Origin of the sequence: Dyadobacter arcticus (assembly GCF_011762185.1) — a bacterium.
In the GTDB taxonomy this organism is placed as follows: Bacteria; Bacteroidota; Bacteroidia; order Cytophagales; family Spirosomataceae; genus Dyadobacter; species Dyadobacter arcticus.
The window spans coordinates 115420-132711 of sequence record NZ_JAASQJ010000003.1 but is presented as its reverse complement, the minus strand read 5'-3'; the positions used below and the strand labels follow the sequence as shown (position 1 = coordinate 132711).

The following is a 17292-nucleotide window of genomic DNA, read 5'->3' as shown; positions in this document are numbered from 1 at the left end:
AATTCTGAGTATATTTTTGTACCTGAAAGGCTACTTTGATTTTAATTCTCCTTCCAGTAGATTCGTTATTATGGAAACCGATAAAATCTTACCTTCTCAATTACTTCGCAAAAAATTTCCTTTTAAACCCACTGAAGGCCAATTCCGTTTCTTTGATCAAGCCAATGATTTCCTTATTGAGGAAAAAGGTCTCGAACGATACCGAGATTGCTTTCTGCTTAAAGGTTATGCTGGAACAGGCAAAACGACCATCATTAGTACGTTAATAAAAATTCTTTCCAACTTCGGATACAAATCAGTTTTGCTGGCACCCACGGGCCGGGCAGCCAAGGTAATGTCGGGTTATTCGGACAAAATTGCATTAACTATCCACAAAAAAATCTACAAACAAACGGCAGATTCATTTTCCGGGACCCTCACATTTCAGCGTCAAAAGAATTACCACGACAATACCTTGTTTATTGTAGATGAAGCCTCGATGATTACAGATGAGGCCGATTTTGGAAGCCGCAGCCTGCTCGCAGACCTGATTGAATTTGTTTTTGAAAACCCAGGAAATAAATTAATGCTGGTAGGCGACGTGGCCCAGTTACCTCCCGTAGGTAGGGAGCTAAGCCCGGCCTTGGACAGGGAATATCTGGAAAAGACATTCTATATGTCTGTGTTTCAGGAAGAATTGAAAGAGGTAATGCGCCAGGACGAACAATCCGGGATCCTGTTTAATGCTACTCTGTTGAGGACGCAGCTGGCCACAGAAAAGCCTGAAATTCAAATCACTACGCGTAACTATAGGGATGTTTTTAAGATGACAGGCGAGAAATTGGAAGAGGGCCTTCGTTACTCCTATGACAAATACGGGCAGGAAAATTCCATCATCCTAACGCGCTCCAATAAGGCCGCAGTCCAGTATAATCAATACATCCGTCGCACCATTCATTTTTCAGAAGAGGAATTGGATGCTGGTGACCGGCTTATGGTGGTGCGGAACAATTACAATATTTTAGATGAAGATTCTCCCGCTGGTTTCATCGCCAACGGTGATTTTGTAGAGTTATTAAAAATCCGGAAAACGCAGGACCTGCACGGATTCCGCTTCGCAGATGTCACATTAAGATTGACGGATTACGAAAAACAGCCCGAATTTGATGCCAAAATCTTCCTGGATACATTACATTCTGCCTCTCCCTCCATGTCAACGGAAGATAATCGTAAGCTGTATGACAGCGTTTTGCAGGATTACATGGATATTAAATCAAAAAAAGAACGGATTGAAGCTTTGCGTAAAGATCCTTTTCTAAATGCATTACAGGTAAAATTCGCCTACGCTTTAACCGTGCATAAGGCGCAAGGCGGTCAATGGAGTTCTGTTTTTATTGATCAGGGATATCTGCCTGAGGAGCAAATCAATACCGAATTTATCAGGTGGCTTTACACCGCTATTACCCGCGCGACTGATGAGCTCTTTTTAATGAATTTTCATCCTCATTTCTTCAAATAAGAGGCCCTTTGTAACCTGTCATTGATAGCAGGGCCTAATCCGTTCATCGGTACCCACTCCGCAATAATTGAATCAACAGGCATATTATCCAGCTCCCGCAAAAAAGCAAACAAGTTATGCGCGGCTTCCTTCATATCGCCGGTCGGGCTGAGTACGCGCTGGTATCGCCGATCTACATGGTCAAGATATTCGTTAAACAGAAGATAACCTGTCGTTCCAGGCGATTCAATATTTACGGCTTTACGCTCCAAAAACAGAGGTTTACGTGGCGCATAGTGACTTTTCAGCATTCCGGGAGCCTTTGGATCCGAGGAAGAATGAGGCATCAGGATAACTGGGCCAATCACATCCTGAATCTTCTCAACCTCCAAGCCACCAAGTCTGTATATGATTGCTTCCCCATTTTCAAAACCCACAATGGTCGATTCAAGCCCTAGTTCGCATTCACCCCCATCGAGAATGTATGGAATTTGATCGCCTAACTGCGCATTCACGTGATCTGCACGCGTGGGACTGATGTAACCGAATGGATTTGCGCTCGGTGCCGCCAGCGGAAAATCGATTGACGCCAAAAGTTCAAGCAAAACAGGATGCTTGGGAATCCGGATTGCAACTGTGTCAAGACCCGACGTTACCAGATCGGGTATGATTTGATTCTTTGGCAAAAGCAATGTGAGAGGCCCAGGCCAGAAGTGGTCGGCCAGCAACTTTGCTTTCTCGGAAAATTTTAAAACATATTGATTGGCTTTCTCCAATGAGTCAGTATGAATGATCAACGGATCGAAAGCAGGCCTGTTTTTTACTTCAAATATGGAAAGTACTGCTTTTTCATTTAATGCATTACCCGCTAGTCCATATACGGTTTCCGTAGGTATTGCCACCAGTTCCCCTTTTACTAAAAACGACTTTGCAATGTTGATATCGTCTCCTGTGATCGCCAAAATGTGAATTCGGTTTGAATTGCAAAAATACGGCTGCTGTCATTAAATCCGAGCGATCCCATTTAGATTGTTTTTAAATAACCCTCAATGTTTCAGTTAACCATACCTCTTACGTAATCCGTGTTTATATTTATTGATCAAATAATACTATCTAAAAAACCCTTAATATATGTTTCAAATCAAAGAACAACCTGCTGTTTTTGATGTCTGCATTGTTGGCTCAGGAGCGGGAGGCGGGATGGCGGCTTACCAACTTGCAAAGGCAGGTGCCAAGGTTGCACTTTTGGAAGCCGGTGGATACTTTGACCCAGCTGATCCTAAATACATTACACAATTAAAATGGCCATACGAATCACCAAGGCGTGGCGCGGGTAACCACCGCCCGTTTGGTGATTTTGATGCGGCCTGGGGAGGTTGGGAGATTGAAGGAGAACCATATACCCGTAAAAACGGTACACAATTTGACTGGTTCAGGTCGCGTATGCTTGGCGGGCGCACCAATCACTGGGGAAGGATTTCCCTGCGTTTCGGGCCCAAAGATTTCAAAAGAAAAAGCATTGATGGCCTGGGAGACGACTGGCCACTCAGCTATGATGACGTAAAACCATATTATGATAAGGTTGACAAACTGATCGGCGTATTTGGTACCGTTGAAGGGATGGATAACGAACCTGATGGCATTTTCCTGCCGCCACCCAAGCCACGTTTGCATGAACTTTTTATTAAACAAGCTGGTAAAAAAGCGAATATCCCGGTTATTCCGTCCAGGTTATCGATTTTAACAAAACCGATCAACGACGATCGCGGCGTTTGTTTTTATTGCAGCCAATGTTCCCGCGGTTGCCAGGCTTATGCGGATTTCTCGGCTTCATCGGTATTGTGCATTCCTGCAATTAAAACCGGCAATGTTACACTGATTAACCATGCCATGTGCCGCGAGGTACTTAGCGATCCGGCAACTGGTTTAGCAACGGGTGTTTCCTACATTGACCGCGAAAAACTAACTGAACATAACATTAAGGCAAAAGTGGTGGTACTGGCTGCCAGTGCTGCTGAATCTTCCAGGCTATTGCTTAACTCAAAATCAGAACGCCATCCGAATGGTATGGCCAATTCAAGCGGCGTAGTCGGACATTATTTGCACGATTCCACAGGTGCTTCGCGTGGCGCATTTCTTCCGCATTTGATGGACAGAAAAAGGTACAATGAAGATGGTGTTGGCGGTATGCACGTTTACACGCCATGGTGGCTGGACAACAAAAAATTGGATTTTCCAAGAGGTTACCACATTGAGTATGGTGGGGGGATGGGAATGCCTAGCTACGGTTTTGGATCCGGTATTGAGAATTTGAATGGCAAGTATCCTACCAAAGCGGGGGTTACAAAACCAGCAGGCGGTTATGGCTCATCCCTAAAAGAGGATTACCGTCGTTTTTATGGCGCCAACATTGGCATGGCCGGCCGCGGTGAAGCAGTCCCTGATTTCAACAACTATGCAGAAATCGATCCGAGTGTTGTGGATAAATATGGTATACCAGTCCTTCGGTTTCATTACAAATGGTCTGACTATGAAATCAAACAGGCTAAGCACATGCATGATACGTTCGAAGAAATGATCCATGCATTGGGTGGAATTCCAAGCGGTGTGAAGCCTGGCGCTGATACTAACTATGGCATTGCCGCACCCGGCCGGATCATTCACGAAGTAGGTACCGTCAGAATGGGCGATGATCCGAAAACATCTGCACTTAACAAATTTTCGCAGGCTCACGATGCTAAAAACGTATTTGTCGTGGATGGAGGGTCATTTGTTTCACAGGCAGATAAAAACCCAACCTGGACGATACTCGCGTTATCGATGCGGGCATCCGAGTTCATTGTAGATCAGGTTAAACAAAAGAATATTTAATATTTGAACATTGTTTCAAATGATACTGATATGAAACGTAGAGATTCACTTAGAGCATTAACCCTCAGTTCTCTTGGCCTTACCGCGTTAAATCCGCAGATCGCCATGGCAGAACAGCGGGAACTGGAAACCCAGTTTCCACCAGAAACCCCGTTAAAAATCCCGGGAGGCCGCATAAAAGAAGAAGCGATCAGGGATGCCAAGCTGATGAAGGAGAAATTCTTCACTTTGGCTGAGCTGGCAACCATCAAAGTGTTGGTAGATATCATCATTCCGGCAGATGACAAATCAGGCAGCGCGTCACAGGCTGGGGTGCCCGATTTTATTGAATTCATCGCCAAGGATATGCCACAGAATCAAACGCCTCTTCGTGGGGGCTTGAAATGGCTTGATCGGGAATCGAATAAGAGGTTTGGGAAAATTTTCACGCTGGCTACAAAAGCACAACAGATTCAAATCGTTGACGACATTGCTTATCCTGAAAAAGCAAAACCAATATACAGCCAGGGCGTCGCATTTTTCAATATGATGCGTAACCTCACTGCCTCCGGATTTTACACATCCAAAATTGGCATTGGTGATCTGGGTTACGTGGGTAACACGCCCAATGTATGGGAAGGCGTTCCCCCAGACGTGCTGAAGCAGTATGGATTGAGTTACGAGTAAAATCAAAGCATTAAAAAAACCGGCTCTCGCCGGTTTTTTTAATTTAGTATAATTTCTGTCTTTGCAATTTTACTGTTTCATCCTGCAGGAACTCATCATAGCTCATGAGTTTATCCAAAATCCCCTTCGGCCCTATCTCAATAATTCTGTTTGCAATGGTATGAACAAACTGGTGATCATGGGAATAGAATAGCAAACATCCGGTGAAATCTATCAGGCCATTGTTAAGTGCCGTAATCGATTCAAGATCAAGGTGGTTGGTTGGATCATCCAATATCAATGCATTGGCTCCCGATAACATTGTGCGGGAAAGCATACAGCGCACTTTTTCTCCACCAGACAATACTTTCGCCTTTTTTAGCGATTCTTCTCCCGAGAAAAGCATTCTACCCAAAAATCCGCGGATAAAACTTTCGTCTTTTTCCTCGGAATACTGACGCAGCCAATCCACCAGATTCAGATCAACGTCAAAAAATTGCGTAGGGTCTTTTGTAAAATATGATTTAGTGATTGTGACACCCCAGGTATAAGTGCCTTTGTCTGCTTTTTGTTCTTCATTTATAATATCAAAGAAGCCGCTGATCGCATTGACATTGCGGCTTACGAATGCTATTTTATCACCTTTGTTAATATTAAAACTCAGATTTTCAAACAATTTTGTGCCATCTTCCGCAGTCTTGGCTAGTCCCTCAACCCGCAAAAGCTGATCACCAACCTCCCGCTCCGATTTGAAAGCGATGTAAGGATATTTTCTTGAAGACGGCTTGATATCATCGATGGTCAGCTTTTCAAGAAGCTTGGAACGGGACGTAGCCTGCTTGGACTTGGATGCATTGGCACTAAACCTCCGAATGAATTCTTCCAATTCCTTGCGTTTGTCTTCCGCCTTTTTGTTCGCATCTGTCCGTTGTTTCAAAGCCAGCTGGCTTGACTGATACCAGAAGGAATAATTACCCGAGAACATTTGCACTTTACTAAAATCAATATCGACGACATGCGTACAAACTTCATCCAAAAAGTGTCTGTCGTGGGAAACTACAATCACGGTATTTTTGAAGTCAGCCAGAAAGTTTTCAAGCCACAAAACAGTTTCTACGTCGAGGTTGTTGGTAGGTTCATCGAGTAAAAGCACATCGGGGTTGCCAAACAGGGCTTGTGCAAGCAGTACCCGCACTTTATCATTGGAATTCAAATCACCCATTACTTGAAAATGCTGCTCCTCTTCCAATCCCAATCCGCTCAATAATTGTGCAGCCTCAGTTTCCGCTTCCCAACCATTCAGGTCGGCAAATTCTGCTTCCAATTCTGCTGCCCTTTCTCCGTCTGCATCTGTGAAATCCTCTTTTTCGTAAATAGCCTCACGTGCCTTCATGGTTTTGTAGAGACGCTCATGGCCTAGATACACAGTATCCAAAACAGTGTAGGCATCGAATTCAAACTGGTCCTGTTTCAGGAAAGTCATCCTTTCGCCCGGGTTCATGCTTACATTCCCTGTTTGCGGTTCAAGCTCGCCCGAAAGAATTTTTAGAAAAGTAGATTTCCCTGCGCCATTCGCGCCGATCACGCCGTAACAATTCCCTGGGACAAATTTTATATTTACTTCGTCGAATAATATCCTTTTACCGTACCGCAACGATACGTTCTGAACCGTAATCATCTCTACTTATTGATTGTTTATGAATGAGACCGCGAAATTACAAAAATCGGGCTTATGTAGCTTACCCGGATAACTTAAAACAACAAAGCAGGCCGTAAAGCGCGGCCTGCTTTGTTCAAAAAGGTTGTTAATGATTAAGGAATAACCCGTAATGTATGAGCTCCTTTGCCGACGCTTATTTTTGCTCCCTGCTTCTTTAGGGCTGGCGCATCGCCTTTGCCAACACTCCAGAACTCTATTCCACCATTTCCAATACCGTATTCCAGGTACTCGTAAACGGCAACAGCCAAATTGGAACCATCTTTATCAAAAGCAACGCTTTGTGGGTAAATTCCTTCAAAAGGATAATCAGCCACTTTTGTCAATGCACCAGTTGCAGCGACTTTGAACAAAGCCAGAGAAGCTCCGGAGCCTGCTCCCGCCTCAGCCCACGGCGAACCGCTTTTTGCTGCATTAACCGTTACAAGCATTGTACCATCCGGACTAATTGCAAAAGAACCGGTATTCGTCCCGATCGGCGTTTGGCCTGCTACTTTATGCTCTGCAGATCCATCCATTGAGAAATCCACCACCAAAATTTCGCCTTCACCAGTAGCCTTACCCTGTGCACCTTTTGCATCCAATACAAAGTAATGTTTTCCGTCTGTTGAAAATTCTCCAAATGTTGGTTCAGTCCCTACTTTCACTGGCTTTCCAACCATTTCAACATTTTTCAATTTACCGGCTTCGCGTATCACCTTGTAAAGTCCTACTTCATTAGAGTTGTCCAAAGTGAATGCGATAAAGTCGCCTGAGGGATGCCAGGTTATATCAATGATCTTATTAGCAGTATCGAGTGCCGCAGGCAAGTTCAAAAAACGTGCTGGCTTACCATCCGGCCCGGCTTCAATAAATACAAGCTCTTTCCCGGCATCAGAAGTTGAAAGGATCAGTTCATTTTTGTTTACATCTATGGAAGTTGGCCTCTTACCTACTGGAAAACCGAATTTCGCTTTCGGGGCACCCAGGTTCAGGATGTCAACTACAAATAATTTTTCACCGGCAGGAAATTCCTTTGCAAGGTCTTTATACTCCGCCACTCCGTCTTCGGGACGAATTCTATTCTCCAAAACGTAGGCCAATCCACCATTTGAAGGGACAGCCAGCGTTTTTGAAAATCCCAATGCGGAGTTTGATACAACTGCGCTTCCTAATCCTTTGCTACCCCTTTCGACGGGAAATTTAATTGTGGTAAGCTGATCTTTTGATGTGTTGTCCCTTAGTAGCTTTCCATCCACAAATGCGGAGGCGGACATATCGCCGTCTGATACAACGACCAGGCCCCGGGCATTAAAGGTGATGGGTGCTTGGGCAAAGGAAGAAAAACTTCCCAAAGCTGCCAAACCAGCGAATAATGCAACTTGTTTCATAAAAGGAATTTAAGTTTTAGGTGGTTTGAAAAAATAACTTGAACATTAAAAGAAACCTTGTAATGCAGAAAATGCACCACAAGGTTTCTCACATAAAAGGCAATATACAATAAAAATAGAAAACCCCGAAAGCAGAGCTTTCGGGGTTAAAAATCTGTCAAGAAAAATTACTAAGCTGTTGCTGTCAACGAATTGACCAATCTTGCCAATTTTGATTTTTGGTTCGAAGCTTTTTTCTTGTGAATGATATTTTTCTTTGCCAAACGATCCAACATTGAAGAAACAGTTTTGTAAACTTCAACAGCTACTGCCTTATCAGTCGTTTCACGCAATTTCTTAATGTATGAACGTGTAGTTTTGTGCTGGTAACGATTACGCAAACGCTTGGTTTCGTTCGCGCGTATTCTTTTTAATGCTGATTTATGATTTGCCATTTTCTATTAATATTTTTCTATCTTCCATTTCGGTGTGCAAAAATAGAAATTGCTTCCTGAAATGCCAAATTTAGCTTTAAATATATTTCCCAAATCCTTATTTGCGCATTCTTTGCACGTCCGACGACAGGTACTCTTCAATCCGACTCTCCAATTCGTTGTTAGGGATATTACTGTGCAGCTCGCCTTCCACAGCCAGTGAAATCTTTCCGGTTTGCTCAGAGATGACAATTACGATCGCATCAGTTGCTTCGCTCATGCCCATTCCTGCCCTATGCCGGAAGCCCAATGACGATGGGACGTCTACCCCATCGGCAACCGGTAATACACATCGGGCAGCCTTCAACACACCGTCAACAATAACCACTGCCCCATCGTGTAACTCACTATATTGGTTGAACAATGAAACCAGCAATGGTTTAGACACACGTGCATCCAGTAATTCTCCGGTTTCTACAAATTTGGTGAGATCATCCCTTTTGTTAACCACGATCAGCGCCCCTGTAAAATTGGCGGCAATGGTTTTGCTGGCATCCACGATTTCTCTCAGATTTTTCACCTTAAGATCAAGTACCGAATTTCCCAGTACCTTTTTAAGCAAACCGTTGTTGGTATAAATGGTTGATTTACCTATAATCAATAAAAAACGACGGATTTCCTGTTGAAAAATAACAATCAATGCTACCGCTCCTACGCCCATGAAATATTGAAGGATCGCAGTTAAAAGGCCAAGGCCAAGTCCTTTTACAACAAGATAAAAAACGTAAACAAATAAATAACCCAGAAAAACCCTACTCGCAATACTGCCCCTGACAAGGGTATATACCTGATAAAGAAGAATTGACACTAAAAAAACATCGAGGACATCGGCCCAGTTGATGTTCAGGAAACCCACATTCATAAGAAAATCAATATTATTTCGCGTCTAAATTACTATATTAATTCATACAACGGCCAGCAGCATTCCATAGTTTTATTGCTTCCACCGCAGGCCTCACATCATGCACCCTAAGAATAGAGACGCCTTGCTGCAAAGCCATAATATTCAAAACCGTGGTACCATTAAGTGCCTCATTTGCAGAGATATCCAACGTTTTATAAATAGTTGTCTTCCTTGAAATACCCACCAGCAGCGGGTAACCAAGCAGGTTAAATGCATTCAGATTTTGAATCAATTCAAAATTTTGCGAAATCGTTTTTGCAAAGCCAAATCCAGGATCAATAATCACATCAGCTACTCCTAATGCCTTCAATGCCAGTATTTTATTTTGAAGATCCTTTAGAATATCCGGAACAAGTTGATTGTAAGAAGTCATCTGATTCATAGTCTGAGGGGTCCCGCGCATGTGCATTAGTATGTATGGGACTTTAAGATCCGCGGTTACTTTAAACATCAGATCATCCAGCGTTCCGCCGGATACATCGTTGATCAATGAAGCGCCTTTTCCCACGGCCATGGCGGCCACTTGGGAGCGAAAAGTATCTATTGAGATAACCAGATTAGGGAAATATTTTACTAATGGATCCAATGCGGCCTCGACCTTTTCCATTTCCTTAGAAATGTCGATTTCCTTTGCACCGGGACGGGTAGAATAGCCTCCTATGTCAACAATTTTAGCACCTTCTTCAATCATTTTGCCCGCCATTTCCACGATCTGCTCGGAATTGCCCGCCCTGCTCTCTGCGTAAAAAGAATCGGAAGTTAAATTGAGGATTCCCATTGCCACGGGTGTGGACAGATCAAGCAGTTTGCCCCGGATGTTGAGTGTTTTTTTGTTAACTTGCACCATGCATTTGTTCAATTAGGACGAAGGAATCAACGATTAAGCTTGTCCCGATCTTTCGAAATCAGAAAACTTTATTTGTAGCAGTGAAATCCACAGAATCGGAATATCAGGAAATCATTCAGTATTGCCAAGATCTTTTCAGTAAAAAAAACAAGGACTACGGCACCTCGTGGCGCATCCTGCGCATCCCTTCCGTTACCGATCAAATCTTCATCAAGGCACAGCGTATCCGCACAATTCAGGAAAAAGGCATTCAAAAGGTCGATGAAGACGCGTCGTCTGAATTCATCGGGATTATCAACTATTGCGTAATGGCTTTAATACAAATCAGCGCACTGGAAGAAAAGCAAGAAATCGATGACGCTGAACTTACTAAACTTTACAATCAACAGGTGAACGAAGTGAGGGAGCTTTTGTTTAATAAAAATCACGATTATGGTGAGGCCTGGCGTGATATGAGGGTGAGTTCGATGACTGATATTATCCTGATGAAATTGTTAAGAATCAAGCAAATTGAAGATAACCGGGGGCTAACATTGGTTTCAGAGGGAGTGAAAGCCGGTTACCAGGATATCATTAACTACTCGGTTTTTTGCCTGATCAAATCCAATGCCCTTCAAACCAATTGATTCACCGGACCTTGCCGCTTCCTCTTTAAATGTTTTAAAATGAAAATTGCCGCTCAGATTTCGCGTGTCATTGTTGGGTTGTTATTTATTTTTTCCGGTGCGATAAAATTGAATGATCCGATCGGTACCCAATATAAGCTTGAAGAATACTTTGAGGTTTTTGCAGCAGATCTTCCGGCTTTGCATGATTTCTTCATGTCACTGGTTCCTCTTTCATTATATTTTTCGGTATTCCTTTGTACTGCCGAAGTGGTTTTGGGAATTGCTTTGCTTGTGGGCTATAAACCAAAAACAATATCCTGGCTCCTATTGCTTATCATCCTGTTTTTTACATTTCTTACATTTTACTCCGCCTACTTCAATAGAGTAACAGATTGCGGCTGCTTTGGTGCAGCTATTAAGTTAACACCCTGGAGTTCATTTGGTAAAGATCTTTTTCTATTGGTTTTGATCATTATCATTGTTTGGAATAGGCGGAAATTTCAGGCCATGCCCACCGGAATAATCGTTGTGCTCTCAACCATAGCATCATTGGGAGTTGCGGTGTATGCGCTCAGGCACTTACCGATTATGGATTTGCTACCCTATCGAGTTGGCGCCAGCATTCCAGGTCAACTCAAACCATCGGAGCCGCTCAGGTATCTTTATATTTTTGAAAAAGACGGAAAAACATCTGAATACGAAAAGTATCCAAGCGATACGACGCTCGTATTCAAGGAGATGGTGGTGCTAAATGAGGATGCTAAACCAAAAATCACGGATTACAAAGTTTGGAATGACGCGGGTGATTTTACCGAAGAAACATTCAAGGGTAGTAAGCTTTTTTTGATCATTAAGAGTCTCAGTGACATTAATACCGCTGCATTGCCGGATATAAATAAGCTGATTAGCTCTGTTAAAACAAAGGGCATCGAACCAATCATACTTACCTCAGGCAACAGTGAAGAAATTGTAAGCTTTCTAAATGCGCACCAGCTCACTGCGCCTTATTATTATGTCGATGCGACCGTTCTAAAAACCATTCTGAGGTCCAATCCGGGCCTATGGCTTTTAAAGGATGGTATTGTCAAAGGAAAGTGGCACTACAATGATACACCCACTCCCGAGGAAGTCTTAGATCTGGTGAAATAATGAAGAATATTATTTTGGTCGGAATGATGTCCTCTGGCAAGACTACGTTAGGTAAGCAGCTTGCCCGCTTGCTAAACTACCGCTTCGTGGACCTCGATAAGCTGATTGAGAGGGATCAAAATATGACCATTTCATCCATATTTTCAGAAAAAGGGGAATCCTATTTTCGGCAGGTTGAAAATCGAATCTTGAAAGAAGTGAGAAGCCAAAGCAACATTGTGCTTGCCTGCGGAGGCGGGACACCTTGCTTTTTTGACAATATGGATGTTATCAATCAAATGGGTGTCAGCATTTATTTGGATGTACCGGCGGCAGAACTTGCAAAACGCATTGAAAGTCACGGCAAAGACGATCGCCCCATTTTGTCTGGCGCTACATCATTAAAGGAAACGCTTGCAAACAAAATCGCAGAACGCAGAACATTCTATTCCAGGGCCCACTTTACATTAACGGGGGCAATAGACCTATCACATTTACTGGAAGTGATTAAGCCTAATTTGTAACAGAAAAACCTGCTTTCGGCAGGTTTTTGTTACAAATTGGGCTTGATCAAAAGAATGTCCCAAGTGTCAACAGCACGTTGACAGGCTTGTTAGATATTTCCACAGATGAATAATCCTGAATGTTATTTAATGCATAAGGTGTGTAGGCCGAGTTGTACGATGTGAGTGAGCCTGTCAGGTCAGCAAAAAACTTGTTGCCACGATACCCTACGCCCGCTGAAAATATCATTTTGTCACGCTTGATCCCATCGGTATTCACGTATGGGTCGGCGAGGTAAGCACCGCCGACCCGTGCCCTAAACACGCTTGCGCGAAACTCAGCTCCTAACCGGACATTGACAGAATTTTTATAAAGGTCCGTGATCTCAGCCCTAGTATTATCCTTAAAGGCTTGATTGTCAGAGCTGCTGAGATAGCTTGTCCTTACCCTCATTCCACTGTATCCGACATACTCAACCGAGCCGGTGATGAAACCCTTATCCTGCAAAAAGAAAGTAGCTCCAAAATTACCCCTGAACGGACCTGTCATTGAGTATTCGAAATCATTGGGTGCAATTTCAAGATTAGTATATGGCGGCGTTATCAACGTACCATCAGGTCCGGTGACCTTTCCATCAATATATGCCGCATTTACATTCTGATAAAAAGTCTCTTTAATCGATGTAAAGGTTGGGCTGATTATTACACCGCCCAGCTGGAACATTGGATTGATCTTGTAAATGATACCCAGGGAAAGGTTCACACCACTTCCCGTGACCGTCAGGTCTTCACTTTGTCCCACAGAAACCAGCTCAGGGCTGTCTACATAACTGTCCTGGAAGGTTCGCGTGTATTTATAGCGCAATCTGCTGAATCCGAGATTACCTCCGATGTAAAATTTATCATCCAGATTTCCTGCATAAGCCAATGTCCATTGCGTATTCGCGCCGGTCGCACTATAACTACCAAACTGGTCTACAACACTGTTTCTATCCAATGCTTCGTAGGGCGATCCGTCCGCGGTAGTCGGGTTAAGAAGGTACATCTGATAATATGCGGCTGGAAGTGAATAGGCGACCGGCCCGCCAGTTACAGAGCCTGTTGCGTCAAAATCCTCTTCCAATCGTGTAACCGGCAGGTTGTCATTATTTGCATCTTCGACGACTTTATCAACATAAGCACTTCGATTATTCAATCCTGAATAATTATAAACATCTTGAAAAGATTGCTGGCGCGAAAAGGAAATTCCAAGGGAAGATCGCTTCCACCTTCTCTGGAAGCCGGGTTGACTTGATATAACAAGAGAGGCTTGGGCAACATTACCCAATGACTTACTATCAGAATTGCTTTCTCCCAGATATTTTCCTTTTGTACTAATGCTTGTTATTCCCGGTGTTATGGAAATCTCAGACCTGTTGTAAAAACCAAGTCCGGCGGGGTTGCCGTGAATTGTGCTGGGATCGCCACCCAGCGCGGCATGATTTCCACCCAGCGCCTGAAAACGGGCCGAGCCGGTTTGGTTCATTTCCGAATACCTGAATGCATCCGAAGCATACTGACCATATGAAATTGATGAGCTAAGAAGTGCAAGGAGGAACGTAGCCCCTGCGTTTTTTTTAATCATGATTCTTGTAATAAATGTCTTGTTTGTTGAACACTTAGTAAACGAAAACCCTGCAAAATTATGACATCTTGCAGGGTTTGTATATGAATATCTATAACATCAAATCACATTCGGATTATCTTGGTCCTCTTGAAGAAGAACGGGTTGCTCCGCCTCCGCCGCTGGACGATCCGCTTGAAGGTGCGCTATAACTTCTTGATGGCGCACTGTAACTTGGCGTGCTTGGAGCACTGTAAGTTCTGCTCGGCGCGCTGTAAGATTCAGACCTATTCGGCGCAGAATAATTACCTCTTGAAGGAGCGCTGTAATCAGACTGGCTTCTTGCGGGCGCACTGTAAGCCGGTGAATTATAAGAAGAATTGCTTCCTCTTGAGGAGCGTGGTGAAGAGTAACTACCTCCTCCATTATTTTCAGGCGTATATGTACTTGCGCTTGCCGAACGTGGGCGAGAGTAATACACATTATTCCCTTCGCTCGCTCCTTTTGAACTGATTGACTCACTGCTAGTCCTTCCCCCAGCCACACCTGAACCGCCTCTGCTGTATGATCTGTCAGATCTTGGAGAAGCATAAGTATCATTTGCCGACACTGTATTGCCTGATCTTCTTCCACTTCTATCTCCTGAGCCAGCCGCTGATCTTGGAGAGTTCACGAAATTTGAATTGTATCTATCCGAGGTCCTCGAACTTCTGCCGTTAGTGGCAACTCTTGGCCCGTACGTTCTCGAAATACCTCTTTCGTAATTATTGTTGACTACAATAACCGGTCGGCTGTATGCCCATGGTGAATATCCGTATCCGCCATAAAAGCTGTCGTAATATCCGGATCCGTAACCATATGGGCTATATCCCCATGAATTATAGCCAAATGGATCATAACCATAACCCATCATGCCGCCATAACCTAGCATACTTCCATAACCCATCATGCTATTGTATCCCCAAGGAGAATAGCCCATTCCCATCATCATGGAACCCATTCCGAAACCCAGGTAAGGGCGCATTCTAAATCCATTTCCAAACCCAAACTGGAATCCCATTGAACTGCCAGGCCAGTATGACCCTAAGCCACCATAATAAGGATTTGCATTCGCGGTAGCCCTGTTATAACCATCTACAAACCCTGCATTGTAACCTACATCATTAGAAACAGCACGGTTAACGCTGCGCGATGAAAGGTATGATTCGTCATAATAATCACTGGTTCCGGATTCTGTATTATCACCGGTATATGCATAATCCGGATTATCGGAACGGGATATTTCTTGATCTGTACCTCTGTCTCTTGACACAACTCCGGCACTTGGATTACCACCATAAAGGTCGTCATAGCCCCCAGCCGAACGTGATACATATTGATTTGAAGTACATCCCAAAGCTCCCAACAACACAAACAAAGACAAGTATTTTGCTTTATTGATCATACTCATGGCTTTAAAGGATTAAAAGTTTGTTGCTAATTTATATATAAAATCATTCCTAACTAGTATGTAAACGACCGTTACAATACATTAATTCCAAAGTTAACATAAAAAACTATCTTTGCAAGTCCTGCAAAAACGGGTTTTCGACGATGATATTCTCCATTTTAATTACAAAATAATCCTAATAATGAGTAAAGCACTACCTACCCGAAGTGAAAACTACTCCGAATGGTATAATGAACTAGTGAAAAGGGCTGATTTAGCCGAAAATTCAGCTGTACGGGGCTGTATGGTGATTAAACCTTATGGTTACTCCATCTGGGAAAAGATGCAGCGGGCATTGGATGATATGTTCAAAGAAACAGGTCATAGCAATGCTTATTTCCCATTATTTATCCCAAAATCCTATCTGAGTAAGGAAGCTTCACATGTGGAGGGATTTGCCAAGGAGTGCGCTGTTGTTACGCATTATCGGTTAAAAAATGATCCAAACGGCAAAGGGGTTATTGTCGATCCGGACGCCAAACTGGAAGAAGAACTGATTGTTCGTCCTACTTCTGAGACAGTTATTTGGAGTACTTACAAAAACTGGATCCAATCTTATAGAGATCTTCCTTTACTGATTAACCAATGGGCCAATGTAGTTCGCTGGGAAATGCGTACCCGGCTTTTTCTGAGAACCGCAGAATTTCTTTGGCAGGAAGGCCACACCGCCCATGCTACTTCCACCGAAGCGGTTGCAGAAACAAAGCAAATGCTTGAGATATATGCGCAGTTTGCAGAAGAATGGATGGCAATGCCAGTTGTCAAAGGCAGAAAAACGGAAAATGAACGCTTTGCAGGAGCAGAAGATACCTACTGTATTGAAGCCTTAATGCAGGATGGCAAAGCTTTACAAGCCGGTACGTCACACTTTTTAGGGCAAAATTTCGCGACAGCGTTTGATGTGAAATTTCAGGATAAGGACGGTAAGCTTGAATATGTTTGGGGAACGTCGTGGGGAGTGAGCACGCGTTTAATGGGCGCTTTGATTATGGCACATTCAGATGATAATGGCCTAATCCTGCCTCCAAAACTTGCCCCGATCCAGGTAGTCATTGTTCCGATTTACAAAAATGAAGAGCAGCTGTCGCAAATTTCTGATAAGGTATCCGAAATAGTGAAAGATCTTAAAAAGCTTGGCATCAGCGTAAAATATGACAACAATGATGCTTACAAGCCAGGCTACAAATTCGCTGAATACGAATTGAAAGGAGTTCCCGTACGTCTGGCAATGGGCGCAAGAGATCTGGAAAACGGAACCGTGGAAGTTGCAAGACGGGACACCAAGACCAAAGAAACAGTTTCTTTGGATGGTATTGCATTGCATATTCAGTCGCTGCTGGACAACATTCAGGAATCGATTTATAATAAGGCGCTGGCATTTAAGAATGAGAATACCTTTCGGGCCGATACCTTTGAAGAATTCAATAGCATTTTGGATACCACAGGCGGATTTGTTCTGGCCCACTGGGACGGGACTTCCGAGACTGAAGAGAAGATAAAAGAAGAGACAAAAGCCACCATCCGGTGCATCCCTCTTGATCAGAAGCAAGAAAATGGGACCTGTATCTACTCTGGAAAACCCTCTGCGGGCAGGGTTGTTTTTGCACGAGCATATTAATTTTGACAACCTATTTCTGATCGCTTTTCAGGAGCAGGA

Annotated in this window: 15 protein-coding genes; 7 read left to right on the top strand and 8 right to left on the bottom strand. The window is 43.5% G+C overall.

The window, feature by feature from the left end; genetic code table 11:
* Positions 1–70 precede the first annotated feature (70 nt).
* Positions 71–1498 carry an ATP-dependent DNA helicase gene (locus FHS68_RS14015; RefSeq protein WP_167271161.1) on the top strand — a complete coding sequence of 476 codons (1428 nt, stop codon included), beginning with the start codon at positions 71–73 and terminating at the stop codon, positions 1496–1498.
* Here FHS68_RS14015 and FHS68_RS14010 read toward each other — a convergent pair.
* A complete protein-coding gene (locus tag FHS68_RS14010; RefSeq protein ID WP_167271159.1) occupies positions 1483–2439 on the bottom strand; it encodes an L-threonylcarbamoyladenylate synthase in 957 nt (318 codons plus the stop codon). The two genes, FHS68_RS14015 and FHS68_RS14010, sit on opposite strands and share 16 nt — an antisense overlap.
* Positions 2440–2608: 169 nt before the next feature.
* On the opposite strand from FHS68_RS14010, the gene FHS68_RS14005 reads away from it, so the two are divergent.
* On the top strand, positions 2609–4348 hold the full coding sequence (locus FHS68_RS14005) for a GMC oxidoreductase (RefSeq protein WP_167271158.1): 1740 nt from the start codon (positions 2609–2611) through the stop codon (positions 4346–4348).
* A 30-nt stretch (positions 4349–4378) separates the two neighbouring features.
* A complete protein-coding gene (locus FHS68_RS14000; protein ID WP_167271156.1) occupies positions 4379–5014 on the top strand; it encodes a gluconate 2-dehydrogenase subunit 3 family protein in 636 nt (211 codons plus the stop codon).
* Positions 5015–5057: 43 nt separating this feature from the next.
* On the opposite strand, the gene FHS68_RS13995 is transcribed toward FHS68_RS14000, so the two are convergent.
* The 5 genes from FHS68_RS13995 to folP all read right to left on the bottom strand — a co-directional run bounded on the left by FHS68_RS13995 (position 5058) and on the right by folP (position 10304).
* Positions 5058–6671 carry an ABC-F family ATP-binding cassette domain-containing protein gene (locus tag FHS68_RS13995; RefSeq protein ID WP_167271154.1) on the bottom strand — a complete coding sequence of 538 codons (1614 nt, stop codon included), beginning with the start codon at positions 6669–6671 and terminating at the stop codon, positions 5058–5060.
* 134 nt (positions 6672–6805) lie between these two features.
* Positions 6806–8080 carry a lactonase family protein gene (locus tag FHS68_RS13990; protein WP_167271152.1) on the bottom strand — a complete coding sequence of 425 codons (1275 nt, stop codon included), beginning with the start codon at positions 8078–8080 and terminating at the stop codon, positions 6806–6808.
* 170 nt (positions 8081–8250) lie between these two features.
* The gene (gene rpsT, locus FHS68_RS13985; protein ID WP_167271150.1) at positions 8251–8514 is read right to left on the bottom strand and encodes a 30S ribosomal protein S20; all 264 of its coding nucleotides are present in this window, start codon (positions 8512–8514) and stop codon (positions 8251–8253) included.
* A 97-nt stretch (positions 8515–8611) separates the two neighbouring features.
* Positions 8612–9415 (bottom strand): diadenylate cyclase CdaA, encoded by an 804-nt coding sequence (gene cdaA, locus FHS68_RS13980; protein WP_167271148.1) that lies wholly within the window; start codon positions 9413–9415, stop codon positions 8612–8614.
* Between the two features lie 37 nt (positions 9416–9452).
* Positions 9453–10304: a dihydropteroate synthase gene (folP, locus tag FHS68_RS13975; protein ID WP_167271147.1), complete on the bottom strand. Its 852-nt coding sequence runs from the start codon at positions 10302–10304 to the stop codon at positions 9453–9455.
* Between the two features lie 80 nt (positions 10305–10384).
* Here folP and FHS68_RS13970 point away from each other — a divergent pair, with 80 nt between their 5' ends.
* From FHS68_RS13970 to FHS68_RS13960, 3 genes are read left to right on the top strand one after another with little or no spacing between them, the layout of a single operon-like run.
* Positions 10385–10930 carry a DUF1599 domain-containing protein gene (locus FHS68_RS13970; RefSeq protein ID WP_167271145.1) on the top strand — a complete coding sequence of 182 codons (546 nt, stop codon included), beginning with the start codon at positions 10385–10387 and terminating at the stop codon, positions 10928–10930.
* A gap of 39 nt (positions 10931–10969) precedes the next feature.
* A complete protein-coding gene (locus FHS68_RS13965) occupies positions 10970–12061 on the top strand; it encodes a BT_3928 family protein (protein WP_167271143.1) in 1092 nt (363 codons plus the stop codon).
* Positions 12061–12564 carry a shikimate kinase gene (locus FHS68_RS13960; RefSeq protein WP_167271141.1) on the top strand — a complete coding sequence of 168 codons (504 nt, stop codon included), beginning with the start codon at positions 12061–12063 and terminating at the stop codon, positions 12562–12564. The genes FHS68_RS13965 and FHS68_RS13960 overlap by 1 nt, the downstream gene beginning before the upstream one ends.
* Positions 12565–12610: 46 nt before the next feature.
* Here the strand turns inward: FHS68_RS13960 and FHS68_RS13955 are convergent, their stop codons facing one another.
* Positions 12611–14167 carry a hypothetical protein gene (locus tag FHS68_RS13955; protein ID WP_167271139.1) on the bottom strand — a complete coding sequence of 519 codons (1557 nt, stop codon included), beginning with the start codon at positions 14165–14167 and terminating at the stop codon, positions 12611–12613.
* 115 nt (positions 14168–14282) lie between these two features.
* A complete protein-coding gene (locus FHS68_RS13950; RefSeq protein WP_167271137.1) occupies positions 14283–15596 on the bottom strand; it encodes a hypothetical protein in 1314 nt (437 codons plus the stop codon).
* A gap of 181 nt (positions 15597–15777) precedes the next feature.
* On the opposite strand from FHS68_RS13950, the gene proS reads away from it, so the two are divergent.
* Positions 15778–17253, top strand: coding sequence for a proline--tRNA ligase (gene proS / locus FHS68_RS13945; RefSeq protein WP_167271135.1), 1476 nt, complete (start codon positions 15778–15780; stop codon positions 17251–17253).
* The last annotated feature ends 39 nt before the right edge of the window (positions 17254–17292 follow it).

Bases quoted from the DNA above. Each gene is read 5' to 3' on its own strand.
- FHS68_RS13960 (WP_167271141.1), top strand. From the start codon at position 12,061: ATGAAGAATATTATTTTGGTCGGAATGATGTCCTCTGGCAAGACTACG.
- FHS68_RS13965 (WP_167271143.1), top strand. From the start codon at position 10,970: ATGAAAATTGCCGCTCAGATTTCGCGTGTCATTGTTGGGTTGTTATTT.
- cdaA (WP_167271148.1), bottom strand. From the start codon at position 9,415: ATGAATGTGGGTTTCCTGAACATCAACTGGGCCGATGTCCTCGATGTT.
- folP (WP_167271147.1), bottom strand. From the start codon at position 10,304: ATGGTGCAAGTTAACAAAAAAACACTCAACATCCGGGGCAAACTGCTT.
- FHS68_RS13995 (WP_167271154.1), bottom strand. From the start codon at position 6,671: ATGATTACGGTTCAGAACGTATCGTTGCGGTACGGTAAAAGGATATTA.
- FHS68_RS14005 (WP_167271158.1), top strand. From the start codon at position 2,609: ATGTTTCAAATCAAAGAACAACCTGCTGTTTTTGATGTCTGCATTGTT.
- FHS68_RS13955 (WP_167271139.1), bottom strand. From the start codon at position 14,167: ATGATTAAAAAAAACGCAGGGGCTACGTTCCTCCTTGCACTTCTTAGC.
- FHS68_RS13990 (WP_167271152.1), bottom strand. From the start codon at position 8,080: ATGAAACAAGTTGCATTATTCGCTGGTTTGGCAGCTTTGGGAAGTTTT.
- proS (WP_167271135.1), top strand. From the start codon at position 15,778: ATGAGTAAAGCACTACCTACCCGAAGTGAAAACTACTCCGAATGGTAT.
- FHS68_RS14000 (WP_167271156.1), top strand. From the start codon at position 4,379: ATGAAACGTAGAGATTCACTTAGAGCATTAACCCTCAGTTCTCTTGGC.
- rpsT (WP_167271150.1), bottom strand. From the start codon at position 8,514: ATGGCAAATCATAAATCAGCATTAAAAAGAATACGCGCGAACGAAACC.
- FHS68_RS14015 (WP_167271161.1), top strand. From the start codon at position 71: ATGGAAACCGATAAAATCTTACCTTCTCAATTACTTCGCAAAAAATTT.
- FHS68_RS13950 (WP_167271137.1), bottom strand. From the start codon at position 15,596: ATGAGTATGATCAATAAAGCAAAATACTTGTCTTTGTTTGTGTTGTTG.